The sequence below is a fragment of the Rhizobium sp. WYJ-E13 genome, from assembly GCF_018987265.1.
Lineage (GTDB): Bacteria > Pseudomonadota > Alphaproteobacteria > Rhizobiales > Rhizobiaceae > Rhizobium.
This window is the reverse complement of record NZ_CP076853.1, coordinates 2,270,926-2,294,856: the sequence shown is the minus strand read 5'-3', so window position 1 is coordinate 2,294,856 and position 23,931 is coordinate 2,270,926. Positions and strand designations below refer to the sequence as shown.

Genomic DNA, 23,931 nt, shown 5'->3' with positions numbered 1-23,931 from the left:
CCGGCGTGATGGGCCTCAATGGCCCATCGGCTGACCCTCGGGCTGAGCGGGCGGGCGTCTGACGTAGAAAGACGCCACGACGGCTGCGAGCGAAATCAGTGCGCCGACGAAGAAGGCCGACTGCATGCCGCCGACGGTTGCCGTCGCGGCATCTGCTTGCCCTTGAGTCAGGATGCCGGCGCGCCAGGTCATGATGGCGACGTAAAGCGTTGTGCCGGCGGCACCGGCGACCTGCTGGGTGGTGCCGATGATGGCGCTGCCGTGGGAATAGAGTTTTGGCGGTAGGGAGCCGAGGCTGACGGTGAAGAGCGGCGTGAACATCAGCGCAAGGCCGATGCTGAGGACGATGTGGATGGCGAGCACCATCCAGACCGGGGTCGTCGTCGAAATGAAGGTCAGGCTCCACATCACGCCGCTGAACAGGATGGCGCCGGGGATGACGAGGCGGGCAGGGCCGTAGCGATCGAAAAGCCGGCCGACGAAGGGGGCACAGAGGCCCATGATCAGGCCGCCGGGCAGCAGAAGGAGACCGGTCGTCAGCGTCGTCTGGCCGAGCACGGACAGGAGATAGATCGGCAGCAGGATGAAGACCCCGAACATCGACATCATCAGGATCGCCATCATGCCGGCGGCAATAGAGAAGGTCTTCGTCTGCAGGGTGCGCAGATCCAGCAGCGCCCGCTCGTGCTTCTGGAGATGGATCTGCCGCCAGACGAAAATGGCGATGACGGCCGCACCCGCGGCAAGCATGACACGGGGATCGAGCGCCGTCGTGCCGGTTTCGGGCGCACCGAGCTCGCTGACGCCGAAGACGAAGCTGCCGAAGCCGATGGCCGACAGCACGACGGAGATAAGATCGAGCGGCGCCTTTGACGGCACGGTGACGTTCTCGATTTTCGAGGCGCCCAGCGCAAGGGCTGCGAGCGCGATCGGCAGCACCAGCAGGAAGAGCCAGCGCCAGTCGAGCGAGGAGAGGATAAGGCCGGAGATCGTCGGGCCGATGGCGGGTGCCACCGAGATGACGATGGAGATATTGCCCATCGTCCTGCCGCGCGAATGCGGCGGTACGAGGTTCATGATCGTCGTCATCAGGAGCGGCATCATGATCGCCGTGCCGGAGGCCTGGACGATGCGGCCGACGACCAGCATCGGAAAGCCTGGCGCGAGGGCGCAGACCAGCGTGCCGGCGGAAAAGAGCGACATGGCGAGGATGAAGACCGGCCGCGTGTTCAGACGCTGCAGGAGAAAGCCTGTCACGGGAATGACGACGGCCATGGTCAGCATGAAGGCCGAAGTCAGCCATTGGGCGGAGCTTGCGGGGATCTTCAGGTCGGCCATCAGATGCGGAATCGCCACGCCCATGATGGTTTCGTTGAGAATGACCACGAAGGCGGAGACGAGCAGCAGGCCGATCACCAGCCTGTTGCGGGCGCTATGGTCTTCGACCGGCAGTTCGGCCTGTTCTTCGATCTCTGAAAGCAGGGGTTCGCTGGTCATTGTGTTCCTGTATCCATATCTGAAAGAAGGGGTGCTGCCTTAAGACGAACGTGCCGGGCTGATTGCGACACGGGGTATGCTTATTTCCTATGTCTTTATGCAGTCGGTCGGATGCAAGGCGAAATTTTGCGGGCGTGCTGATTCGGGTTCCATCACCGCACCGCGGGCAATCCCCATTCGTCCAGCGAAAAGGCTTCGGCTGGCAAGCGCATTTCCGAGAGAGCGACAGCGCGACGGCGCAATGATGTGGCGGAGTAGGGGAAGGCCAAATTCATTCCGCTGATATTCAGCTTGAGCGGCAGCCCGTCGCGTGTGAGGCACTGCCTGTTTCCGGCGTTCTGAACTCCCGGCATCAGATCAAACCATTCGCAGCTCTCGCCGAGGACGGCTTCGACCTTGCCAAGCGAGATCTTTCCAGTTGTCTCATCGAATTTGAAAGAGGCAGATCCATCGTCTGCCGGACGCGCGGCCGTGAGCCTGCGATAGCCGCCTGCCCGCCGGTAGGAGATGCCCTGAGCTTCGAGCTCGTTCCAGATCTTGACCCGAAGGGAGCCGCCACGGTCACGCTGTTCCCGATAGTACCAGGGATAATGCCGCAACAAGCGGATCGTCGAGCCGCTGACGGTCTCCAGCGTAATGTCGAAATCCGGTTTGGAAGGATCGGCATTATGGCTGCGGATCGGTCTGAGCCAGAATTCCGCTGTCAGGATTTCCGACGGCGGGTCAATCTCCGCGGGGGCGATGGCGCGGCGGTCGAGGCTGGTGAGGCGGGTGTGATAGATCGGCACGTCATTGGGAGCGAGCAGCCTTGTTTCGATGACGATGCCGTCGTCGGTGACGCAGGTCTGCTCCCGCGCGATGAATATCCCAGGCGAGGGCGATTTGCTCGCCGTTTCGCGCCATGTGCAGCGTTCCCCGGCAATGGTAGAAACCTTTGCGAGCGGCTGGGGCGCTTCCGGTGTCGCGGTGTCCGGTTTGCGATCGCGAAGGAGAAGTTCCAGGAACGTGATCTGACCATCCGCCTGCCTGCTCCAGCGCAGAACGGGATCGTTGCTGTCCGGTCCGAAGCCGATGCTTTTCGTGCCGTCGCGCAGGGTCTCGCTCAGAAACATGCCATCGTGATGGGTCGTGGTGACGGTCGGATCGACCGGCTTGCCGTTCTTGTCGAGCGCCTGCATGACGGCCACGTAGTCCGGCTGGACCGGGAAGGCATCGAGATTGGACTGCGCGACTGCGGCCGCGGTGAAGGCGATGAAGGCGATTGCGCCTGTTATTGCTGCCGTCTTCATTGCCTCTCGGATGTCAGTGCCGGCGCGCGTCATCGCGCCGCCGCCAGCAGATGACGGTTTTGCCGAGAAAATCAATGCAGTCTATGCCTTTGGCCTCAATGGACGCCCCCATCAATGAACGATGGTCAGCGCGGCAATGCCGGCCTCGTCGGCGGCACGCAGAAACGCTTCCCGGAATTGTTCCGGGGCAACATCTCCACAGATGGCGTCGATGCAGGCTTTGACGGCGATCATATATTCCTCGCCATCATCGAAAGGCCAGTCCCGGATCAACAGGTATGCGGCATCGCCGAGCGTACGCACGACGGTGCGCGTCTCCCGACCGCGCAAAACCAGCCCGACCGGCGCAAATGCCGATGACGTGTTCCAACTCATTGTCCTCGACCCCTCAAGGCACACAGATTGACCCTCAAACACACTATACGCGCGAATTATGAAATTCGGAATTGCGGAATGCGTGAATATTGAGCGCGTGACTTATTTACCGCGGACAAAGAAAGGGCGCTCTACGACCTCATGTCGGAGCGCCCTGTGGCTGCGTCGGCGTCAGTTGCGGCGGAGGCCGACGGCAGGTGCGATCAGAAGACTGCATTTGGAACGAAATGGCAACGGCCGACGCCAAACTGCGCCTCAACGCGACCTTCGATCCACAATGTTTCCACAGCTTATCCACAGGCGCGGTTCTATCTCCTCCAACGCTTTCAACGACATGCGCCTGAAAGCGATCGGGCTCCTCCAGATGGGTGATGTGACCGGCCGATGACACCGGGAATATCTTCCAGACCAGCTGCCCTAAAGGCCACAATACCGAGCTATCGTGGCCCTCCCTCCTTGAGCGCTGGGCGGCGGACGCTCGGAGGTGGGAGGCGGCAGGCGTCCATGAGGGCCTGCCGCCTTCATCGCCACAATGCTGCGCCTTCGCAAACAAAAAGGACCCGCTCACTTGGGAGCGGGCCTCAGGGGTGCCCGGAGTCGGACGGGCATCTGGAAAAAGCGTTCGATCAGATATGAGCCGCAGCATAAACACTCCAGCTGTCCGGCGTCTTCGGTGCCGCAAAAGTGCCGTCGCCTGCGCAACGGGCGTGCCGACGGGCGGCAGCGTCGAGAAGCGCCTCAAAAGACGCCAGGCTGATCCTGTCGGCGCGAAGCAGCTGGCGGATCATCGGGTCTCTCAGCATTTCCGATGGTGTCATCTCGTGCATGGTTATTCTCCCGTGACTGGTTTCCGACGCTTGCGGCATCCTGGATCCGTATTGCTATCAATGCATGTCGCGGCGATGGCGAAAAGACGGTAAATGAGGTTCATTCGGGCTAGCTCCAATGTGGGATTGGTCTGCCATTTTATCGAATGCTACCGTGGCGGCCGAGGTAACCGCAGTGGAGGAGGACCAATGGAAGCCACGCATGGGGAAGCCACGCATTGGGAAACCATGCATGTGGAAGCCAGGCAAGGGGGAGCCAGGCATGACGACGCAAGGATGTTCGACGAGATCGTGATGGGTCTTGCCGCGCTCGGGGCCAAGATCGGTGAGATCAATGCCCGGCCGATGCCTCTCCTGGATCTGGACTATGCCGAGGCCGAACTGAAGGCCATGCCGGCAAAGGTCCGCAAGCGGTTCGACAGGGTGAGAGCGACGAAACTGAGTGCCTGAGATCAGGCTTGGCAACGCAATTTTGACCATGTGCGTATTTTTCTGACGCCCGCTCACATTTTGTCGATTGCATGTGGATCGGAAAGCCGCTTTTCTTGTCATCGCATTCCTCGTTCCAGAGATATCCAGACCATCATGAACCGCTACGATATCGAGCGCCGCAACGACGACGACTGGACTGTCATCGACCGGCTGACCGGCGCACCCGTCCCGCATCTGCCGGAAAAACTCGGAAGCAGGCTCGAAGCCCAGGCGCTTGCCGATTTTCGCAACCGTCTGGCCATCCCGCAACAGGAACGCATTCGCTCCCGCCTCGATACGCTGCGGCTCGCCTGGCAGGCGCTGACGGGAAAGCGGACGCGATAGTCGCTGACCGTTACTAGAGCGCCGTGCGCCCATTCGGACGCACAAAGGACGCTAAGTCTTTGAATCTCTGCACCGTGTTTTCCGAAAATCGATTCCGATTTTCGGGCCGATGCTGTAGGGCACAAAGAGGCCCGCCGAAGCGGGCCGAATTATTGGGAAATAACAGGCTGGATCGCACGACGCGCCGTGTAGTGCATGATTCTGTCGAGGGAGGCGCGCCGTACGCTCCGCATGTCAGACTGAGATCGGGGCCGAAAGTTCCCGGCGGTTGATGCATATTTCCGCCGCTCTCCCGCCTGATTGGCCGATGTCGATGTCGATGTCGACGGCTGGGGCGTCCTGAAGGAAGCCGCCGCCATCACCAGCGGAGGATTTTTCGGCCCAGGAGGAAACCGGCCGCGGTCGCGGCCAATATGCCGATCGAATACCATGTCGCCAGAAACAGCGGGCTGTCGTCGGGGCAATGCCAGGCGTAAATGGCGGCTGCGATGCCGCCGGCGGCAAGGCCTGCCACGGCGCCGGCCGTGCCCGGATTTTCCGGAGCGCCCTGCCGGACCGAGTAGAGGATGGCGGCAAGCGGGGCGATCGACAGGGTCGGGACGTAGAACAGGCAGAAGGCGGAGAACCGGCCCTCCATGCTGCTTGCCCAGGCCGCCTGCGGCACGACGAAGAGCTCGGTCGCGATGCCGATGATAAGAACGGCCAACGGCAGGACGAGCATCAGGGCGGCAGATTGCAGCGAGACGCCCGGCTTGCCGATGCGGAAGGCGAGGCGGGTGGCGGTGACGGCGAGCAGCATAGTGAAGCCGAGCTTGAAGAGGACGCGCGGCGTCTCGATCATGTCGGCCATGTTCCTGCGGATACCGAGGGTCGAGAGCAGCAGCATGGCTGAAATCACTACGCCGATACCAAGCGCGATCATGAAGACACGGCCGAAGCGGATGCGAACGCGCGCATCCTTTGCCAGCATATTGATCAGGTCATCCGTTTTCACGCGTATTGCTCCGATAGAGGGCCGCCAATCCCTTGAGCGCCCTGTGCAGCGCCACCCGCACGGCGCCTTCCGTCATCTGTAGTCTCTCGGCCGTTTCGCGGATGCCGGCGCCGCCGAGCGAGATGGACCGGACGATTTCCCGCTGTGGGTCGCGCAGGCCTTCCAGCATGCGGTCGACATCGATGCGATCGGCGCCATCCTCGTGGTGATCGGCTTCCAGCGTCTCCATCACATCCTCGATCGGCACGCTGACATGGCGGCCGCGGCGGCGCAGGCTGTCGATCAGCTTGTTGCGCACGATGGTCGACAGCCACGGGCCGATCGGCCGGGAGATATCCCAGGTCCCACGCTTCAGATGAACCGCCAGCAACACTTCCTGCACCACGTCCTCGACCTCGCTCGGCGGGGCACCGAACTGGTCGCAGCGCCTGCGCGCAATCGACCGGAGATAGGGTGTCACGGCCTTCAGGAAACGGTCATAGGCCTTGATATCGCCGGCGATTGCCGCGCGCATCCAGGCCGCCCATTCCTCTTCACGGGCCGAATGTTTCATCCGCCACTATCCTCTACGCACGGGTCCACGTGTTTGTTACCGTCATCCTGAGAATTTTGATGACGCGGCACGTGAGGCAAGGCCGGCGCCTATTGAGCGCATCGGCGGGCAAACGGCAAGAGGAGTGCGGCAACAAAGCGTAAAAGCCGCCCGGCGCGATGAAGAGCCGGGCGGTGAGCTTGCGCTGGTATCGTCGTCGGTCGGTCTAGTTCTTGGCAGCGCCTGAGATCCGCGCAATCAGATGGTCGAGCGACAGGCGGCCCGGCCCGTAGCGCATGATGGCGAGCGCCATGGCCGCCCAGGTGATGTGGATCGGCCAGCCATCGGGAACGGTGAGTTCCACGACAAGCGTCATGAAGAGCAGGCCGAGGCCGGCAAAGCGGGTGGCGAGGCCGAACACCAGAAGCGTCGGGAAGATGATCTCGCCACAGCCGGAGAGGAAGGCCATGACCGCAGGCGCGGGGAAGGGATAGGGGCCACCCGGCAGATGCAGCATGAATTCCTGCGTGAAGAGATCGATCGCCGTATCGTTGAGATGCAGGAAGCCATCCCATTTCAGGATGCCGGAGCGCCAGAGGGTACGGCGAGCGCCACACGCAGGACAGCCTGGACGAGATCGGGTTGGGCGACGGTGCGGACAAGTCCGTCAGCCGTCGCCACCAGCCTCGCCAGCGGGGAGAGAGAGCCGTTGCGAGGCTCGTTATGAGGCCCATTATGAGGGCGGGAGTGAAGCATATCAGACATTGGAAATCTCCAGTTCGATAGCGGAAAAGGCGCCTGATACAATCGTCTCGCCGATGGCGGCGGAGAGATCGAAGGCGGGATGGGCGTTGAGGCCGGCTGCGACCGCGGCGGCGAGGCATTCGCCCGATAGAAGGGCGTTGAAGAACGCGGCTGCGCCTGACGATAGCAGGCGCACGGTGACCTCGTCGTCGATGCGGGTGATCAGTCCGTCTTCGGGGTGATCGTCGACGCGGTTGACCGGGCCTGAGCCGCGGTTCATGGCGAAGATGGTGACGGCAGGGTGGGCCGATGAGATCAGCCGCGTTGCCGGATGCGGCTGGAAGGTCACGCCATCAAGTTTTTCCGGCGGTATGGCGGCGAGCGCTTCGGCCCTGAGCGCCGGCGCATCGGCGGCGTGATAGGCGTCCAGCCATGCGCGCTCGATACGCGCCACATCCGAGAGCCAGGGCATATCCTGGGCATATTCGTAGGAGAGGACGGGTTGTTACAGGCGGGTGGTAAAGAAGGCGTGATGGGGCTTGGTGAATCATTCCGGCCGGAACGCGGCCGGAAGATCGACGGCAACATTGAGCGGCCGAAAATGCCTGGCGTTTTCGGTGATCACGGTGAGGTCGTAGGCGCGTGCGGTGGCCGCCATAATGATATCGCCAAGGCCGGGATTGTGACCTTTACTCGCGGCCTCATCTTCCAGTGCCCCGGCGATCCGCGCGACCACGGTATCCATTGGCAGAATACGATCACCGAAACTCTCAGTGATGAAGTCGAGCCATGAGGCGAGGCGCTTTCCCCGCTCGATGCCGCCGCGACGGTGAAGGCTTCGCATTCCCTTTTCGATCTCCGAGACCGACATGGCGGACAAAAAGAGCGCGTCAGCCTCGCCTTGCTCATGGAACCATGCCCGCACCGGATCGGAAGGCGGGGTCTTGTCCGGCGCGAACCTGCTAATGATATCAGTATCGAGCAGATAAGCGGTCACAGATCAGCATCTCGCATTTTCGAGGGATTCCGCTCCAGCTCGACGCCACCGGGAAAGGTGAGCAGGAAATCTCCGAAATTTGGCCGAGGTCTATTCAAAGCTCTCTTTGCGGCCTCAGCGGCTTCGACCGAAACGAGCACTGCAGCGGGTTTTCCGTGGCGCGTGATCGTCACGAATGCGCCATTTGCTGCTTTATCGACCAGACCGGCAAACCCGGCCTTGGCATCAGCCACACTTATTGTCGACATCGCGGCCTCCTGTTCATATGACCATATGTGGTCAAAATAGAAGTTGCCGCGAAAGAGATCAAGAGATCCAACTGATTCGGTTGGACATCCAGCAGTGCGACCAAGTCCTACTGATCGCCGGCGATATCGAACACCAGCAGACCCGGGGCTTCAAGAGGAAGCTCTGCCACAACGTTCCCCGCCGGGTTCAACACCGCCGTCGGACCCCACGAAATGCGCCCGTTGCGTTCTCCCGTTACGTCAGCGGAGATGAGCCACAGACCGGTTTCCCGGCAGCGCTCGCCTCTGGCGGCGTTGTGCACGTGCCGGAATTTTTCGGCATTGGCGCGCGGCATCATGTTGTTGGCGCAGCAGACGAGAAGAGATGCGCCTGCGAGCGCGACCTTGTGAGCGGCCTCGGGGAAACCGGTGTCGTAGCAGATGTTGATGCCGAAGCGCAGGCCATCGACCGTGAAGATGGGCGTCTCGGTGCCGGGCCGGAAAAACCTTTCTCCCTTGAGCAGATGCGCCTTGCGATATCGGCCGATCACTTCGCCCTTCTGAATGACGACGGCAGTGTTGAACAGGTCGTCACCTTCGGACTCGATCATGCCCATCACGATCATGAGGCCGGCAGTGGCAAGACGGTTCGTCACGGCTTTGAACGTCGGCGATGCGAGACCCATCGCGGCGCGCCGTGCCGCCTCCGGCTCCGTCAGGTAGCCCTGCAGAAATCCTTCGGGAAAGCAGAGGAGCCGCGCGCCCTCGGCTTCGGCCTGACGGATCATATCGAGCGCGCATGTCAGGGCGGCCTCGATATTTTCCCGGTATTCAAGGGTCTGGGCGGCGGCGATGCGGACGGTCTTCATTCGGGGCTCCGGTTGCTCTCGGCGTGGAGACGAAGACATCGTCCAGCTACGACCGTTGTCAACCGCGGTGCTCTTGCGCGCCGAGGGCTCGATATCGACGCGGAGGGTAGGTCGATCCAGTTTCTTGTCATCCACCTTACGGGAGATCGGCTGGAATTACTCGTCTGAGCAGCATTTTGGCGGCTTCTGGTATCATCGGGAACCTCAAGCTTCTTCGCCCGTTTGCGGAGAGGAAAGACACCGAGGAGGAATCCCAATGAGCAATCTCCATAATGACGGCGCCCCCGAATTCTCAGGCGGGAAGGGCCGCAGCACGCTGACGGCTTTCTTCGACAGCCGTCATGACGCCGACAGCGCGGTCGACCGGCTGAAGAATTTGGGCATCACCACCGTCAGAATGATGCCGGGATATGAAGCGGATAGCGACAAGGCCGGCGTTGCCGGCGACGACCGTGGCGGTTTCTGGTCGAAGCTGGAGGATTGGCTGTTTCCGGATGAGGACCGTTCGGTTTATGCCGAAGGCCTGCGGCGGGGCGGCTTTTTGATCTCCGTCGAGGTTGATGATGCGACCTACGGTATCGCGCATGATATTCTCGACGATGAAGGCTCCATCGACATGGACGAGCGTGCCGATCTCTGGCGGGCGGAGGGCTGGGATATCAGCAAGTCGAACGAAGCTTTGGCAGCATCGCGATACAAGGCTCGTGCTCACGAGGAGCCGCTGCTCGATCCGGAACTGCGTGACGATATCCTGCCGACCGGGCACCACCGCACGGTGGACGAATCCAACGAAGACGCCGAGCGCCAGCTTCGTCAGGCTCAGGATATTGATGCGATGAAGCAGGACCAGACATTCCCGCGTGGTCGGTAATGCTCTGACGTCAGCAACGGTCCGAAACAGGAGCGTCGGCTCTCCGGCGCTCCAGGTTTTTGTCGATCATCGGATTATCCGAAAACTGCGGGACACTCTTGCGCGACATACTTTAATGCGCAGTACCATCGACGATGACGTGGTCATGATCCCTGGAGCATTTCTCGATTCGGGCGTGGATCTTGTAGACCTCGCGCAGCATGTCGACCGTGACCACATCGCGCGGTTCGCCGCAGGCGCGCATGCGGCCGTTCTGGATGATCAGCACCTTGTCTGCGAAGCGCAGCGCCTGGTTCAGATCGTGGATAGCGATCAGCACGATCATGCCGCGCTTGCGGGCCTGACGCTGCATGAAATCGAGCACTTCCACCTGGCGGTGGAGATCGAGGGCGCTGGTCGGCTCGTCCATCAGCATGATTTCCGGCTCGCGCACCAGTGCCTGGGCGATGGAAACGAGCTGGCGCTGGCCGCCGGAGAGAGCGCCGAGATCGCGGAAGGCGATCGCCTCGATGTTCAGCGCCTTCATGATGTCGTCGATCAGCCTGAGATCCTGATCGCTGACACCCCAGGACTGGCCCTGCTTGCGGGCGAGCAGGATCGATTCATAGACCGTCAGCACCGCGTTGGCCGAGGTATCCTGCGGCATGTAGCTGATGGCGTTCTTATTCTTTGCACCCTCGACCAGCACGTTTCCCGGGCCTTTCAAGAGGCCGGTGATGCGCTTGAAGAGCGTCGACTTGCCGGCGGCATTAGGGCCGATGACGGCGACGAGTTCGCCTGATTTCAGTTTCGGCGTCGTCACGTCTTCGACGAAGAGCTTGCGGCCGTGAAAGGCGCCGACCGACTGCAGCTGAAGCGCTACCATGAGCGGCTCCTGTTCGAGAGGATGAGCGAGAAGAAGAAAGGTACGCCGACCAGCGCCGTGATGATGCCGATCGGGAAGACGACGCCCGGAATGATCGACTTGGAGACGATCGACGTGACCGACAGCAGCAGCGCGCCCGAGAGGACCGAACCGGGCAGGAAGAAGCGCTGGTCTTCGCCGAGGATCATGCGGGCGATATGCGGGCCGACGAGGCCGACGAAGCCGATCGTGCCGACGAAGCTGACGGGAACGGCTGCCAGCAGCGAGATCACCAGCATCGTCTCCAGACGGATGCGGCGCACATTGACGCCGAAGCTTGCCGCCTTGTCCTCGCCAAGGCGGATCGCCGTCAGCGCCCAGGCGTGGCGGGCAAAGAGCGGCAGCGCAAGGAGCAGCACGGCAAGCGTGATCCAGATCTTCGGCCAGGTGGCCTTGGTGAGGCTGCCCATGGTCCAGAAGACGACGGCGGAGAGCGCCTGTTCGGAGGCGAGATATTGCAGGAAGGCGAGGGCCGCATTGAAGGTGAAGACGAGAGCGATGCCGAGCAGCACGACTGTCTGCACCGACACGCCGCGTGCCTGCGAGATGAAGTGGATGAAGAGGGTGGCGACCAGCGCCATGACGAAGGCATTGACCGGCACCAAGAGGCCTGCTGCAACCGGCAGGATCGGTACACTGGTAACGATGGCGAGAGCTGCGCCGAAGCTTGCTGCGGCCGAAATGCCTAAGGTGAAGGGGCTTGCCAGCGGATTGGCAAGGATCGTCTGCATCTGGGCACCTGCAACCGAGAGCGAGGCGCCGACGACGATCGCCATGAGGGCGACCGGCATGCGGATATCCCAGACGACGGCGCGGATCTGCGCCGAGACGGAGTCGGGATCGAGGAGGGCGGCCACGACCTCATCGAGGCCATAACGGGCCGGCCCCCAGGCGAGATCGATGGCGAAGGACAGGCAGAGCGCTGCCGTCATGGCAAAGAGGATCATCAGCTTGCGGCGGGCGAGGGCGCGATAACGCGCCCTGCCTGCTTCGGCTTCGATCGGCATGGCGGCGATCTCTGCCATTGGCGCTTACTTTCCGGCCTTGGCGTCGACCCAGTAACCCGGCTGATACGCGACCGGCAGGAATTTCTCGTGGAATTCCTTGAAGGTCGCATCCGGGTCGAGATCGGCAAAGAGATCCGGATGGAACCACTTGGCCATCTGCTGCACGGCGACGAACTGGTAAGGGCTCGTATAGAACTGATGCCAGATCGCATGAATATTGCCGTCAGCAACGGCCTTGGAGCCGGTGAAGGCCGGGTTCTGCATCAGTGCATCCAGTGCCTTGCGGCTGTCGTCGATGGTGGCGGCAGCGGCCGGGCCGACATTGACGTAATCCTTGGCGTCCTTTGTCTGGCTCCAGTTCGAGCCTGTTACGACGACGACGTCAGGATTGGAGGCGACGACCTGTTCGGCATTGATCGAACCGGTATAGCCGGGCAGGAAATCGGAGCCGAGATTGTGGCCGCCGGCCCAATCCACCATCAGGCCGAAATTGTCGGGGCCAAAGGTGCCGCAGCACTCGACGAGGCCGGCGGCGCGATACATGAAGACGTTGGGCTTCTTGGGATTGGCTTCCTTCAGCTTGTCGGTGACGCGCGCCATCTGCTCTTTCCAATAGGCGGCGACGGCTTCGGCGCGGTCTTCATGGCCGAAAAGCTTGCCAAGGATTTTCAGGCTCGGCTCGGTATTGGCGAGGATGTGTTCGCGGAAATCGATGTAGACGATCTTCACGCCGATCTTGCTGAGCATATCCTCGAGCTTCACCTCGTCGGCGGCCTTCTTGTTGCCGATCGGCAGCAGCATGAGGTCGGGGTGAAGCGCCACGACCGTCTCGGTCTGCAGCGTGCCATCCGTCAGGTTGCCGAGGAAGGGCAGGTCCTTGCCTTTGGGGAATTTCTCGACATAGGCGTTGAAGCCATCCTTGTCGGTCGTCCAGAGATCGTTGCGCCAGCCGACGATCTTGGCGAAGGGATCCTCCTTTTCGATCGGGGCGACAGCATAGAGCATGCGGCCTTCGCCGAGGATCACGCGTTCGACCGGCTTGTCGAAAGTGACCTCGCGGCCGGCGACATCCTTGATGGTGAAAGGCTCGGCAAGGACCGAGAACGGCAACAGCGCCGCAACTGCAACTACTGATAGTGAAAGCGATTTGATAAAATTCATCTGGAAACTCTCCCCGTACTCGGCTATTTCCCGAGGCATAGAAAAATTGACTTTTGGAATCAAGTTTTATGTTTTAGAGCTTTTCCAAAGTAAGTCCGGCGCTGAGTGAAGATGATGAATACGATGAACACGAATTACTCCATTCGCGATGAAATCCGGGACTTCTGGTCGGAACGCGCAGCGACGTTCGACGAGAGTGTCGGCCACGAAATCTTTTCCGAAGCCGAGCGAAAAGGCTGGCAGCGGCTGATCCGCAAGCATCTCGGCGAGGGGCAGGGGCGGGCAGCACTCGACCTTGCCTGCGGCACGGCGGTCATTTCTCATCTCATGCATGGGGCAGGTTTCAAGGTGACCGGGCTCGACTGGTCGGATGCGATGCTGGCGCAGGCGCGCGCCAAGGCGAAGAAGCGCGGCACCGATATCCGCTTCGTCTCGGGAGATGCGGAAAACACCATGGAGGCGAAGGGCAGCTACGACGTGATCACCAACCGGCACCTCGTCTGGACGCTGGTCGATCCGCCCTCGGCCTTCCGCGAGTGGTTTTCCGTGCTGAAGCCGGGTGGCAAGGTGCTGATCGTCGACGGCAACATGGGTAAGGAGACCTGGGTGAAGGGGCTGCAGAAGCTCTGGACGAAGCTGACCGGCAAAGCGCCGGCGAGCCACATGAAGCCCGAGATGATGGCCCGCCACCAGGCCATCCGCTCACGCGTCTATTTCTCCAATGAGATGCCGGCCGAGGCGATCGTCGAATTGCTGCGCCAGGCAGGCTTCGACAATATCGTCGTTGACCGCAAGCTCTCCGATATCCACTGGGCGCAGGCGCGCAAGATGCCCTTCCTGCGCGGATTGGAGCGCATGGTGCAGGACCGCTTTGCGATCTGTGCGACGAAGCCGCTGGCTTAGGTTTTTGCGGGGCTTTCGGCCCGTTGCAATTTTATCTTAAGGGACATAGTGCAGCAGGAGATGGCCGACTGCTGGCGGAAGACGCTGGCGATGTCGATATGCCCTGCGTGCAAGGTAAGTGTGCGTGAACACGCAAGCCTGCGAGCGCGCAAGGGCGTAACCAACGCCGCGAGGGCAAGCCGTCGGTCGCTTGCCCAATTCAACCTTGCCTGGAGAGATCCGTTGACTTCCGTATCAACCGCAATGCGCTCCGCCACTGACGCGGCTGACGTCTTGACCGTCGAAGCCATTGTTGAAAATCGCCTTTATGCGTTCGCCTTAAGGGATGCTGCGCTGAAACTCATTGCCATGCACGATGCCGCGCCTCGTATCGTCCGCTACACCGCAGATATGAAACGATGGTTGCTGACGCAGTCAATTGTGGCTTTTCATTTTCAGCGTGTCACGTCGCCGTCTCATCCGGGCCTTACGGCCGCCAAACTGAACGCCCTCATTGCCGAGAGTGACGTTGCCTCCAAGAACACGGCGTTTGCGCATCTCGCAGAGATGCGCAACTACGGTCTCCTGGTTGATACCCATGACAACGGGGACAAGCGCGTTCGCCAGCTCAGAATTTCCGAAACTGCCGAAGCCTTGATTCGCGAATGGTTCGACGAACATTTGAAATCACTCGACATGCTCGATCAGGGGACACGATTCTGCCGATCATCTGCCGATCGGCGCCTGCTCTGGTATGCGCAGCCGATGATGTCCCGGAGCCTCTTTCACGATCCAGGCTGGACCAGCCCTCCGCAGACGGTGGACGCTTTCGTCCGAACTGCTTCCGGCAGCAACATCCTGCACGACCTGATGTCTCGCTTACCCCCGGAAAAGGAGTTGGAGCCGCGGATATCTATTGGTCCCTTGCGCATCGGAGAGTTCTTCAAGCGCTACGCCATCTCCCGCACCCATGCGCGGCGCCTTTTCGATCGCGCTCAGTTGCTTGAGGCTTGTGGATGGGACCTCTCCCGCGACAGCGGTGATTTCTGGCTTGGGGCAGGGCTGATCCGCGACTATCGACATTGGCAGGCGGTCAAGTTTGCGGCCATCGAGGAAGCGTTCGAATGGGCCTGTCGTCATGTGCCCGAGCCGACTGGTGATCAACGAGAGGGTTGAGTTCCTGGCGTCCGCTGCCACGCGCTAACCCGGCGAATCCTCTTCAATCTCCTCCGGAATAAACCCACCCGTCTGTCGCCTCCACAGGCGCGCGAAGAGCCCATCGCCTTCAATCAATTCCTCCGGCCGCTGGATTGGGTCACAGCGCGGATGTCCTGGTTGTCTATGAGGATCGCGCCGTCCTTGATGTCGTAGAAACGCAGCAACAGGTTGGCGAGCGTCGTCTTGCCGGCACCGGAGAGGCCGACGAGGCCGACCTTTTCGCCGGGGCGGACGGTCAGCGACAGCTTGTCGATGACGGGCTTGCCGGATTTGTAGGCGAAATGGACATTGTCGAAACGGATCTCGCCGTTCGGGACGACAAGGTCCTGCGCATCCGGCCGGTCGGTGATGGTGGGCGGTGTCGTCATGACGGGCATGGCGTCCTTGATCGTGCCGATCGCCTGGAAAATCTGCTGGCCCATCTGCAGGAATGTAAATGTGTGACCGGATAGCCGGTTGAGAACATAAACAGCGGCAGTGAATTCGCCGATCGTGACGAAGCCATCGACGAGCCCGGTAAAGCCGATCGACAGGATGGCCAGCCAGTGCGTGACGTTGAGGACGACGACGATGACCTCTGCGGTCCGATAGATGCGCTGTTCGCTTTGCTGGGCCTTGATCGCCTTGCCGATGATGCCTCGGATAGTGCCCGCCTCGCTGTCTTCGGCGGCGAATTGTTTCACCATCTGCATATTGGCGTAGAGATCGGTAATGGCGCCGGAAATCAGGCTGCGGCGCTTGGCGGAGCGGCGTGCTCGTTCGGTGAAGACAGGCGCCAGCCTGACAGCGAGCAGTACGTTGAGCGTGATCCATACGATGGTCGGCAGCGCAAGCTGCCAGGAAAGTGCGCTCAGAAGGATGACCGAGCCGACCATCTGCATGATGAAGCGCGGGATGGACTGGAAGGCCGATATAACCTGCTGCTGGACGGCGGAGGCCACCTGCTGCAGGCGCGAGGCGACCTGGCCGGCATAGAGATCGTGGAAGAAGGCGAGATCCTGCCGCTCCACCGCCCTGTGGCCCTGCCACTGAATGGCCGCCGGCATGCCGATGCCGAGCGTGTGCGAATTCAGCGTATTGACGAGGAAGGAGGCAATAGGGATGCAGGGGAAGAGCATCAGGCCGAGCAAGATCAGCAGCGGCCGGTCATTGTGCAGGAAAGCGGAGGCACCCTGCTGCGTGACGCCATCGACGATGACCGACAGGCTCCAGACGATCGTCAGGTTCATGGCCTCGATCGCCATGGTGCAAAGGACGAGCGCGATCAGGATCCCGCGAAACATCGAGATGAAGTGCAGGAGCACCGTCACCGGTCCTTTCGACGGCAGCGGACGGTAGGGGATATCGAGCGGCCGGATCAGCGTTTCGAAGGGACGGTAGATCGCATCTGAAATCGACATGATCGACTTGAGCCTCTCGGGTGCAGCATCGGGAAGAGGGCGGGCGTAATCAGGCAACGCGCACCGCATGGAATCATCTTCCGGCTGCAATCTCAATTAGAAATTTTGGAAATCTCTGTGATCACAGGGCAAAGCATCAGCTCGACCGCCGCGGCTGTTGTTTGAGGGATCACACCAGTCGGTGGCCCTGACATCGTGATCTTGCTATTTGCAGGACCTGTCGCCTCAACCGCGGCGGGCCGCCTCGATGGCTGCGACATCGATCTTGCGCATGGTCATCATCGCGTCGAAAGCACGCTTGGCCTCGGCTCCGCCAGCCTGCATCGCTTCCATCAGGACGCGCGGGGTGATCTGCCAGGAGACGCCCCACTTATCCTTGCACCAGCCGCATTCGCTTTCCTGGCCGCCATTGCCGACGATTGCGTTCCAGTAGCGGTCGGTCTCTTCCTGGTTCTCCGTCGAGATCTGAAAGGAGAAGGCTTCGCTGTGCTTGATCGAGGGACCGCCGTTCAGCCCGATACAGGGGATGCCGGCAACCGTGAATTCCACGACCAGCACGTCGCCCTGCTGGCCAGCGGGATAATCGCCGGGGGCACGGTGGACGGCGCCGACTTTGCTGTCCGGAAAGATCCCGGCGTAAAAGCGGGCGGCCTCTTCGGCGTGCTTGTCATACCAGACGCAGATCGTGTTCTTGTGCATCGCGTGGTCCTCTGCTGTTTTCTCCCTGATGGCAGAGACATAAGGGGCAAACCGCTTTTCTCCAGCCCTGCTGCGTCATTTGAAACCCAGCAGCCGCTATCCCGAGAACCAGGACTTATTGACCTCGGTCCTCGCCTCGGGCGCCGGGCTTGAAGGAGGGCGGTTAGCCGAGAGCGCTCTGTTCGGCGCAGATGCGGTCGATCAGGGCGTCGAAATCGCCCTTCGGCGGACGGCCCTTCGCGAAACGCTGCTTCAGGTGCATGATCGGCTCTTCGAGGATCTCATCCAGGCTCGTGGCGCAGGTGAAGTCGCCGGCCACACGCTTGACCTTGGAATTATCGAAAATCGCCGTCCAGGCCTTGTCGCCGGTCAGCGGCCCGATCCATTCCGGATTATACTTGACGAGCGTATCCGTCGGCACATGGACGATCCTGGCTTCGACGCCCAGCAGGCGGGCGATCGCCTGTTGGATATGGTCCCAGATATAGGCGTGGTCATTGGTGATGTGGAAGATGTCACCGAGTGCCGCCTGCTTGCCGAACAGGCCGACGAAGGGCACGGCGAAATCCACCGAGCGGGTCAGCGTCCAGGGCGTGTGGCCGTCGCCGGCGACGATGGTCGGCTCGCCATCCAGCATGCGCCGCGCCATGATATCGCTGTCGCCCATCATGATCGGCAGGCCGGTGCGGACGGTGTGGCTGGGGCGAACGATCGTCCAGGCGAGATTGTTGGCCTTCTTCAGCAGCTCTTCGCAGGCGATCTTGGCCTGGCTGTAGGGCCAGTAAGGATTGATTGCCGGCGTCTGCTCGGTGATCACGTAATGGCGCGCCGGCTTTTCATAGACCGAGGCCGACGAGATGAAGACGTACTGGCCGCAATGGCCCGAGAAGATCTCGATGTCACGGGCGATCTGATCGGGCGTGAAGGCGATGAACTGGGCGACGACGTCGTAATTGGCCTTGGCGAGATCGGCATGGGCAGACGATCCGAGTTCGCCGACGATGGAGGTCACACCGGCGGGCAGAGGATCGCCTCGCAAGCCTCGGTTAAAGACGCTGACATGATGGCCTTGAGCGACGGCGCGCTCGACGCAGGGATAGGAAATCTGGCCGGTGCCGCCGATGAAAAGGATGTTCAGAGCCATAAGGGGATCTCCGTGTCGGATGGGGCAGGATTATCGATAATCTTCATAGCGCGAAAGAGATGGGGCGTCGCGTGCAAAATGGCCGGCAGGCATGATGACGCAGCAGGGATGGCCTGATCCGCTTCTCGCTCCCGTCTCTGACGGGCACTGAGGAGCGGCCTCAATGGTTCGCGCGCGTGAGGGTGTATCTAGTTGAGCAAATCTCTGCGTGTTTTGTTTATAAGATTTTGCAGAGAACTGTCCTGGCTGGAATTCGCGTTGTCTTCGATGGCCGCAAGTATCGAGGCTATCTTTGTTTTATTGGCTTTTGTTAGACTGGTTTTGCGCAACGCCGAAATCACCCCGAGCACGAGGCGATAGGCGGTGTATTTGTATTTGACCCTTTTAGAGCCTTCCAGAATCTGACCTCGCTCCATAGATCAGCCCGTCATCATCGTGTCTTCGATGGCCGATTACGAAGCGCTGACGCGGCGGTTGTTCTTCGGCAACAACAACGTGAAACGGTTTCGGACATTCGTTGCCATGGACCGGATCAAGGTGGGGCTCAACGTTGCGATTTGAGCGTGGTTTCAAGGGGCTATTTCATGCTGATCATTTTCGGCGGTTTGCCGGGCAGTGGGAAGACGACGATTGCGCGGGCCTTGGCGAAGCGGCTCGGGGCCGTCCATCTGCGTATTGATACGATCGAACAGATGGTACGGGATTCCGGCATGTTGAGATCGGAGGTCGGACCGGCAGGATATATGGTTGGATACGCCCTTGCCGAAGATAATCTGACGCTCGGCAATACAGTCGTCGCGGACTCGGTGAACAGCCTGACGATAACGCGTGATGCCTGGCTCTCGGTCGCAACGCGGGCGGGCGTGCGGGCCGCCGAGATCGAAATCGTCTGCTCGGACAAGGTCGAGCATCGCCGGCGGGTCGAGACGCGGGCAAGCGATATTCCGGGGTTGATAAAACCGAGTTGGGAGAAGGTGATCACGCGCGATTATGACGATTGGGGGCGGAGACCCATCGTGATCGACAGTGCGGTGCTGAGTGTGGATCAAGCCATCACCGAATTGATGTTGAAACTGGAGGCCAGCTCAAATCGGCGACAGGATTTTTGATCCGAGGCTTTAGACGGCAACTCTCGCCACGGGACGCGTTCGCCTCAACAACTGACGCAGCGACAGGGCGTGCAGGACGAGCGAGGTGGGCACGGTGAAGGCCGGAATGATGGCGGTCGGGTAGGTGCCGGTCGTCAGATTGGGATGATCGAGAGCGAGCTGCTGCAAGGGGCCGGGAGTGGTGAGGGCGCCGAGCGTGACTGCCACGACCAGATCGGCGATGCCGAAGAGGTTCCAGAATAGCGCTGCTTTGGTGCCGCCCGGCCGGCCGCCTGCAAGTGCTACTGCTGTCGGAAGCGCCATCAGCCCGGTGATGACGTCACCCGTGCCGGCAGGCAGGGCGAAGATGCCGGGCGTGGTCCCGGCCAGCCAGTTGACGAAAAAGACGCTGCCGATCACCCTGTAGGCCTGAAGGCCGATCAGCCAGTTGGCGGGCATGGCGTCGAGCAGCATGCCGATCCGGTCCGAACGCAACATGAGCGTGATGACGATGGCGGTCGGCACGACGATCATCAGCGGCAGCAACGGGATCGAGACTGCCCCCGGCAGGAGAAGGCCTTCTGCCACGATCACCCAGGCCGCCCCATGCCAGACGGTGAGGGGAATGGCGATCGCCAGCCAGGTTGCCATCCGCTGCGAAGCGGTGAGCGAGGTTCGCGACAATCCTGCCCAGGTTCCGGCGAGCACGATGAGATGCACGGCGATACGGATGCCGATGACGGATAGGTCCGAGCGCTGAAGCTCTGGTATCGTGATAAGAGCAGCGAACCAGAGGCCCGTTACGGCCGCGCTGGCGGCGAATGCAAATGTCGGGCTGGTGAAATTAAGGGTGGTGTTCGACGCCAAGGTGAGATCCTCCCGTTTTGGCGAAACCGGCCATGTGTTGCAGCAAGCATCGGCTTGGCTGCCGTCAAATGGAGCGTTGTCACCCTCCAATGACATATTAACTCTTATAATAAGAGTGATTGTGCGGCAAGCGATTTGGCGGTGCGGTTTGTCGCAGGCGGGTGTCTTCAGGGCTTTCTTGAAACGGTCAATCCGGCAAACTAATGTGGCTCTCATGATGAGAGGCGCCCAGTCATCTGCAGGTGCCGGGAAAGGTGCGATGCGTTCGAAGGGTTTCGATGGAATGGTGTGCTCGATTGCCGGCGTCATGGCGGCAATCGGGGATCGGTGGGGCTTGCTCATTCTGCGCGATCTCGTGTGCGGGCTTAGCCGCTATGAGGATTTTCGCCAGTCGTCCGGCGTGACCAATGCGACGCTCAGCGACCGGCTGAAGCATCTGGAGGCCAATGGCCTTATCGAGCGGCGCCGCTATCAGGTGAACCCGGAGAGGTTCGAATATCTCCTGACCCGGAAAGGCTGGCAGATCGCTCCTATCATGCCGGTGCTCGCCCAGATCGGCGACAGCCTGGGCCTGTCAGGCGCTGCGGGACCGCCCATGAGTTTCGTCAATCGCAGGACAGGTGCGGAGATACGCTGGGGCTTCATCGATCAGAAGACAGGTGAACCGGTGAACCCGGTGGATCTCGACATCAGGGAAGGGGATGGCGCGGATGACACGGTTCGCTGGCGATTGTCCCATGCCGAGGCCCGTCGTCGGGCGCTCGACGATATCATTGCCGCCTCGGGTGAGGCACCGGATGCGCAGCCGGCAAAACCTGCGAGGTGAGGGTGGCCCTGCGGCCTCGCTCTCCGAGTCACGGAAGACAATCTCACCCTGGCAACATCGTTGTTGCGGACTTCGTCAATCCCTTGGAAGTGACAACACCTGGCTGTCGGTCTCGGGCGCGGCTACGCTTTATTGACCTCAAACCGTATCAGGGCGCAAATGGGTCGGTATCGTCACTCTTGCAGGCAAGGAGGACGGGATGCTGCTCAAGGGAGAACGAACCTTCGTTGTGCGCGACATGGGAGGGTTCATCGCGCATATCAATATGCCGGGATGGGTAAAGCCGATGCCAACCGATCATGGGCATGGGCCGCTGGCGATGGTGGTCGAATCCATCCTGCATCCGGGCCGGCTGATTGCCATGCATGAGCACCGCAATGACGAGATCATCTCCTGGGTGCCTGACGGTGTGATGCGCCACGAAGACAGAGCCCGCGGCCGGTTGGTTTGCGACAGCGGGCATCTGATGGTGATGAATGCCGGGCGTGGCTTCTGGCACTCCGAGGAGACGCTGGCCTCCGATCCGCCGCTGCGCATGCTGCAGATCCTCGTGCGGCCCGATGCGATCGATCTCGAACCCGGCATCCAGCATGGGGCGATGCCTGAGAGCGCGCCCAATCGATGGCGGTATCTCGTCGGGCCGGAGGCAAGCGATGCGCCCTTCTTCGTTCGCAACCAGATCGACGTCTTCGATATCCGGGTGGAGCCCGGCGTGTGGGTGGACTTCCCGCATAAACCTGGCCGCGACCTTTATTTCTATGTGTTCAGCGGCACGGTTCGGGCCGGCGGGCAGGCGTTTGGTGAAGGCGAGCAGGGGCTGCTGCTGTCGGACGAAACATTGACCGCAGAGGCGACGAGCGCCTGCCTGATGGTGGCTTTTTTGCTCGATCCCCGGTCGCCTGTGACGAGGAAGGGAACGGTGGCCGACAACAGGAAAATTCCGCCGCCTGTCGTGATCCGTCTCGTGAAACGGTGGCAAGGGCTGAAGCGGCTGTGGCTGCGGAACTGATGATAGGGGTAGGCCTCAATTCCAATGTTTGACGGCGCCGGTGAGGATGGCGAATCAGCAGACGATAGCGGCCGGCAGCACGCGCTGGAAGATCTGGCAACGGCCGATTTTGGCGGTGTCGGTACCAGGAATATATGACGACATCGGTTTTCATCGGCAGGCGGGAGTAAGATTGGAGCGTCGTTGGGTGGGGGAGGAGAGGGAGGACGGCAGGCGGACGCCTGCCACCGGTGCCAGGCCTGCCGATCTGGCCGGGCTGGCATTTACCACGCCGCCGGCGCCATGCCGGACGCGCCACCCTAGTACTACAGTTGCGTTTGATGCCTTGCTTTGTAGTGAGAAAGCATTGCGGATGCTTGATGCCTGCGTCGCCAGAGTGACCATGCCAAGATGAGGCGAACTCTAATCGGGGGCTGTAGCAGGAGGCGTTTGATCAGATAGCGGATCTCTGCGACGCTGGGCACGAAGGCCATGGTGTTGGTCAGGCGGCGATTGGCGGGTTTGGACTCGTTTCGTTCGGTTTGCCAGCAGCGGTGCGGCGTAGATCGGCGCCGAGTTTGGCGAGGAATGCAGCGGCTGCCATGACGAGCGTCATGTGCCGCTTCCAAGCATGCCAGGATCGCGCTTCGCAATGATCCAGGCCGAGATCGTCCTTCGCACGCTGGAAGCATTCTTCCACGGTCCAACGCAGCCCGGCAGCGCCCGCCAATTCGCTCAATTCGGTACCGGCGGGCGCAAAGACAAAGTAATAGGCGCGCGCATCGGGTTCGCGTCGGCTGCGCCGGATCAGAAGCCAGCGCTCCCATTGTGGATCCGGGCGAGAGCTGAGAGGAATACGGGCCCAATCATAAAGCCGAAGACCCTTGGCACCTTCGCCTGCTGCATGGCTCTGCCAAACCTCCGGTTTCAACTCATCAGCCATCGTTTCGGGATCGGTCTGCTCGATCCCTTGCTCACGCACAAAGCGCAGGCATTGATTGGAGCGCACTGCCAGAACATAAGGCTGGCCACGGCTTTCCAGCATCCGGCGCAGCTTGGAATCCGAACCATAAAGCGCATCCGCCAATACCCAGGCACAAGGCACGCCGGCATCCAGCGCATCGGCAATGAGCTTGGCTGCAATGGCCGGTTTGGTCGCGAAGGCTTGGGACTGGGGGACGTGAGCCGAAGCACGGCGGGCTTCATCCTCGGCCCACTCCTTCGGTAGATAAAGTTGCCGATCGATCAGGGTCTGACCGTAGCGGCTTGCATAGGCAAGGAAAACACCGATCTGACAGTTCTCGATCCGGCCGGCCGTGCCGGAATATTGTCGTGCGACACCGACTGAATGGGCGCCTTTCTTCAGGAAGCCGGTCTCATCGACCACAAGAACGCCGTCCGCGTCACCGAGAGACTCTATTGCATAAGCGCGAACCGTATCGCGCAATGCGTCAGCATCCCAATGGCTGCGCCCCAGCAGCGATTGCATCCGATAAGGGCGCTCCAGTCCTGCCTGTTCCGCCATCAGCCAGCCAGTCTTGCGCTCTACTCCCGACAACAACCCATCCAGAAAGGCACCGCACGATGCGCGCAATTCTCGGCGACCAAAGACCGAGCCCAACCGCACCTTCAAGGCATCGAGCTCACGATGCCACGCCAGAACCGACCCGGACCAACCCGCAACCGACATTGAACTTCCCTCCCGCCAA

25 protein-coding genes and 3 pseudogenes are annotated in these 23,931 nt (G+C 61.1%); 9 read left to right on the top strand and 19 right to left on the bottom strand.

What is annotated here, in order from left to right; all coding sequences use genetic code 11:
• Positions 1-15: 15 nt before the first annotated feature.
• The 4 genes from KQ933_RS11650 to KQ933_RS11635 all read right to left on the bottom strand — a co-directional run bounded on the left by KQ933_RS11650 (position 16) and on the right by KQ933_RS11635 (position 3,988).
• Entirely contained in the window at positions 16-1,497 is a 1,482-nt protein-coding gene (locus KQ933_RS11650; RefSeq protein WP_216755027.1) for a DHA2 family efflux MFS transporter permease subunit, read from the bottom strand.
• Between the two features lie 152 nt (positions 1,498-1,649).
• On the bottom strand, positions 1,650-2,786 hold the full coding sequence (locus KQ933_RS11645) for a hypothetical protein (protein WP_216755026.1): 1,137 nt from the start codon (positions 2,784-2,786) through the stop codon (positions 1,650-1,652).
• 111 nt (positions 2,787-2,897) lie between these two features.
• Complete coding sequence (locus KQ933_RS11640) at positions 2,898-3,161, bottom strand: DUF982 domain-containing protein (RefSeq protein ID WP_216755025.1); 264 nt, start codon at positions 3,159-3,161, stop codon at positions 2,898-2,900.
• Between the two features lie 626 nt (positions 3,162-3,787).
• Complete coding sequence (locus tag KQ933_RS11635) at positions 3,788-3,988, bottom strand: hypothetical protein (protein WP_216755024.1); 201 nt, start codon at positions 3,986-3,988, stop codon at positions 3,788-3,790.
• Positions 3,989-4,177: 189 nt separating this feature from the next.
• Between KQ933_RS11635 and KQ933_RS11630 the strand changes: the two genes are divergently transcribed.
• A complete protein-coding gene (locus tag KQ933_RS11630) occupies positions 4,178-4,438 on the top strand; it encodes a hypothetical protein (RefSeq protein WP_253958233.1) in 261 nt (86 codons plus the stop codon).
• A 135-nt stretch (positions 4,439-4,573) separates the two neighbouring features.
• Complete coding sequence (locus KQ933_RS11625; protein WP_007817645.1) at positions 4,574-4,804, top strand: hypothetical protein; 231 nt, start codon at positions 4,574-4,576, stop codon at positions 4,802-4,804.
• 358 nt (positions 4,805-5,162) lie between these two features.
• Here KQ933_RS11625 and KQ933_RS11620 read toward each other — a convergent pair whose 3' ends face one another.
• The 7 genes and pseudogenes from KQ933_RS11620 to KQ933_RS11590 form a co-directional block, all read right to left on the bottom strand.
• Positions 5,163-5,798 carry an NrsF family protein gene (locus KQ933_RS11620; protein ID WP_216755023.1) on the bottom strand — a complete coding sequence of 212 codons (636 nt, stop codon included), beginning with the start codon at positions 5,796-5,798 and terminating at the stop codon, positions 5,163-5,165.
• On the bottom strand, positions 5,785-6,351 hold the full coding sequence (locus KQ933_RS11615; protein ID WP_216755022.1) for a sigma-70 family RNA polymerase sigma factor: 567 nt from the start codon (positions 6,349-6,351) through the stop codon (positions 5,785-5,787). Before KQ933_RS11615 ends, KQ933_RS11620 begins: the two co-directional genes overlap by 14 nt.
• A 205-nt stretch (positions 6,352-6,556) precedes the next feature.
• Positions 6,557-7,095, bottom strand: a pseudogene (locus tag KQ933_RS11610) (DoxX family protein).
• The gene (locus KQ933_RS11605; protein WP_253958232.1) at positions 7,088-7,546 is read right to left on the bottom strand and encodes a hypothetical protein; all 459 of its coding nucleotides are present in this window, start codon (positions 7,544-7,546) and stop codon (positions 7,088-7,090) included. Before KQ933_RS11605 ends, KQ933_RS11610 begins: the two are co-directional and overlap by 8 nt.
• 75 nt (positions 7,547-7,621) lie before the next feature.
• Positions 7,622-8,071, bottom strand: coding sequence for a type II toxin-antitoxin system VapC family toxin (locus tag KQ933_RS11600; RefSeq protein WP_216755021.1), 450 nt, complete (start codon positions 8,069-8,071; stop codon positions 7,622-7,624).
• Positions 8,068-8,319 (bottom strand): type II toxin-antitoxin system Phd/YefM family antitoxin, encoded by a 252-nt coding sequence (locus KQ933_RS11595; RefSeq protein ID WP_216755020.1) that lies wholly within the window; start codon positions 8,317-8,319, stop codon positions 8,068-8,070. Before KQ933_RS11595 ends, KQ933_RS11600 begins: the two co-directional genes overlap by 4 nt.
• 107 nt (positions 8,320-8,426) lie before the next feature.
• On the bottom strand, positions 8,427-9,167 hold the full coding sequence (locus KQ933_RS11590) for a carbon-nitrogen hydrolase family protein (RefSeq protein WP_216758895.1): 741 nt from the start codon (positions 9,165-9,167) through the stop codon (positions 8,427-8,429).
• A 256-nt stretch (positions 9,168-9,423) separates the two neighbouring features.
• Between KQ933_RS11590 and KQ933_RS11585 the strand changes: the two genes are divergently transcribed.
• Positions 9,424-10,038, top strand: a complete 615-nt coding sequence (locus tag KQ933_RS11585; RefSeq protein WP_216755019.1) for a hypothetical protein — start codon at positions 9,424-9,426, stop codon at positions 10,036-10,038.
• A gap of 112 nt (positions 10,039-10,150) precedes the next feature.
• On the opposite strand, the gene KQ933_RS11580 is transcribed toward KQ933_RS11585, so the two are convergent.
• The 3 genes from KQ933_RS11580 to KQ933_RS11570 are packed head-to-tail and all read right to left on the bottom strand — an operon-like array spanning position 10,151 to position 13,110.
• Positions 10,151-10,903 carry an ABC transporter ATP-binding protein gene (locus tag KQ933_RS11580; RefSeq protein WP_216755018.1) on the bottom strand — a complete coding sequence of 251 codons (753 nt, stop codon included), beginning with the start codon at positions 10,901-10,903 and terminating at the stop codon, positions 10,151-10,153.
• Positions 10,897-11,967, bottom strand: a complete 1,071-nt coding sequence (locus KQ933_RS11575; protein WP_216755017.1) for an iron ABC transporter permease — start codon at positions 11,965-11,967, stop codon at positions 10,897-10,899. The genes KQ933_RS11580 and KQ933_RS11575 overlap by 7 nt, the downstream gene beginning before the upstream one ends.
• A 6-nt stretch (positions 11,968-11,973) precedes the next feature.
• Positions 11,974-13,110, bottom strand: a complete 1,137-nt coding sequence (locus KQ933_RS11570; RefSeq protein ID WP_216755016.1) for an ABC transporter substrate-binding protein — start codon at positions 13,108-13,110, stop codon at positions 11,974-11,976.
• A 114-nt stretch (positions 13,111-13,224) separates the two neighbouring features.
• On the opposite strand from KQ933_RS11570, the gene KQ933_RS11565 reads away from it, so the two are divergent.
• Both KQ933_RS11565 and KQ933_RS11560 read left to right on the top strand, forming a co-directional pair.
• Positions 13,225-14,013: a class I SAM-dependent methyltransferase gene (locus KQ933_RS11565; protein WP_216758894.1), complete on the top strand. Its 789-nt coding sequence runs from the start codon at positions 13,225-13,227 to the stop codon at positions 14,011-14,013.
• 273 nt (positions 14,014-14,286) lie between these two features.
• Complete coding sequence (locus KQ933_RS11560; RefSeq protein WP_253958231.1) at positions 14,287-15,168, top strand: hypothetical protein; 882 nt, start codon at positions 14,287-14,289, stop codon at positions 15,166-15,168.
• A 119-nt stretch (positions 15,169-15,287) separates the two neighbouring features.
• Here KQ933_RS11560 and KQ933_RS11555 read toward each other — a convergent pair.
• The 3 genes and pseudogenes from KQ933_RS11555 to KQ933_RS11545 form a co-directional block, all read right to left on the bottom strand.
• Positions 15,288-16,610: pseudogene (locus tag KQ933_RS11555) on the bottom strand (ABC transporter transmembrane domain-containing protein); the annotation flags it as partial.
• Between the two features lie 225 nt (positions 16,611-16,835).
• Positions 16,836-17,309, bottom strand: coding sequence for a VOC family protein (locus tag KQ933_RS11550; protein WP_216755015.1), 474 nt, complete (start codon positions 17,307-17,309; stop codon positions 16,836-16,838).
• A gap of 163 nt (positions 17,310-17,472) precedes the next feature.
• The gene (locus tag KQ933_RS11545; RefSeq protein ID WP_216755014.1) at positions 17,473-18,453 is read right to left on the bottom strand and encodes an SDR family oxidoreductase; all 981 of its coding nucleotides are present in this window, start codon (positions 18,451-18,453) and stop codon (positions 17,473-17,475) included.
• Positions 18,454-18,879: 426 nt separating this feature from the next.
• Here KQ933_RS11545 and KQ933_RS11540 point away from each other — a divergent pair.
• Both KQ933_RS11540 and KQ933_RS11535 read left to right on the top strand, forming a co-directional pair.
• A pseudogene (locus KQ933_RS11540) lies at positions 18,880-19,014 on the top strand (AsnC family transcriptional regulator); the annotation flags it as partial.
• 23 nt (positions 19,015-19,037) lie between these two features.
• A complete protein-coding gene (locus KQ933_RS11535) occupies positions 19,038-19,562 on the top strand; it encodes an AAA family ATPase (RefSeq protein WP_216755013.1) in 525 nt (174 codons plus the stop codon).
• A gap of 9 nt (positions 19,563-19,571) precedes the next feature.
• Here KQ933_RS11535 and KQ933_RS11530 read toward each other — a convergent pair whose 3' ends face one another.
• Complete coding sequence (locus KQ933_RS11530; protein ID WP_216755012.1) at positions 19,572-20,408, bottom strand: hypothetical protein; 837 nt, start codon at positions 20,406-20,408, stop codon at positions 19,572-19,574.
• Between the two features lie 259 nt (positions 20,409-20,667).
• Here KQ933_RS11530 and KQ933_RS11525 point away from each other — a divergent pair, with 259 nt between their 5' ends.
• Together KQ933_RS11525 and KQ933_RS11520 are read left to right on the top strand one after the other, a co-directional pair.
• The gene (locus KQ933_RS11525; RefSeq protein WP_216755011.1) at positions 20,668-21,234 is read left to right on the top strand and encodes a helix-turn-helix domain-containing protein; all 567 of its coding nucleotides are present in this window, start codon (positions 20,668-20,670) and stop codon (positions 21,232-21,234) included.
• 199 nt (positions 21,235-21,433) lie between these two features.
• Positions 21,434-22,243, top strand: coding sequence for a pirin family protein (locus KQ933_RS11520; protein WP_216755010.1), 810 nt, complete (start codon positions 21,434-21,436; stop codon positions 22,241-22,243).
• A 481-nt stretch (positions 22,244-22,724) separates the two neighbouring features.
• Here the strand turns inward: KQ933_RS11520 and KQ933_RS11515 are convergent, their stop codons facing one another.
• A complete protein-coding gene (locus KQ933_RS11515; protein ID WP_216755009.1) occupies positions 22,725-23,912 on the bottom strand; it encodes an IS701 family transposase in 1,188 nt (395 codons plus the stop codon).
• Between the last annotated feature and the right edge of the window lie 19 nt (positions 23,913-23,931).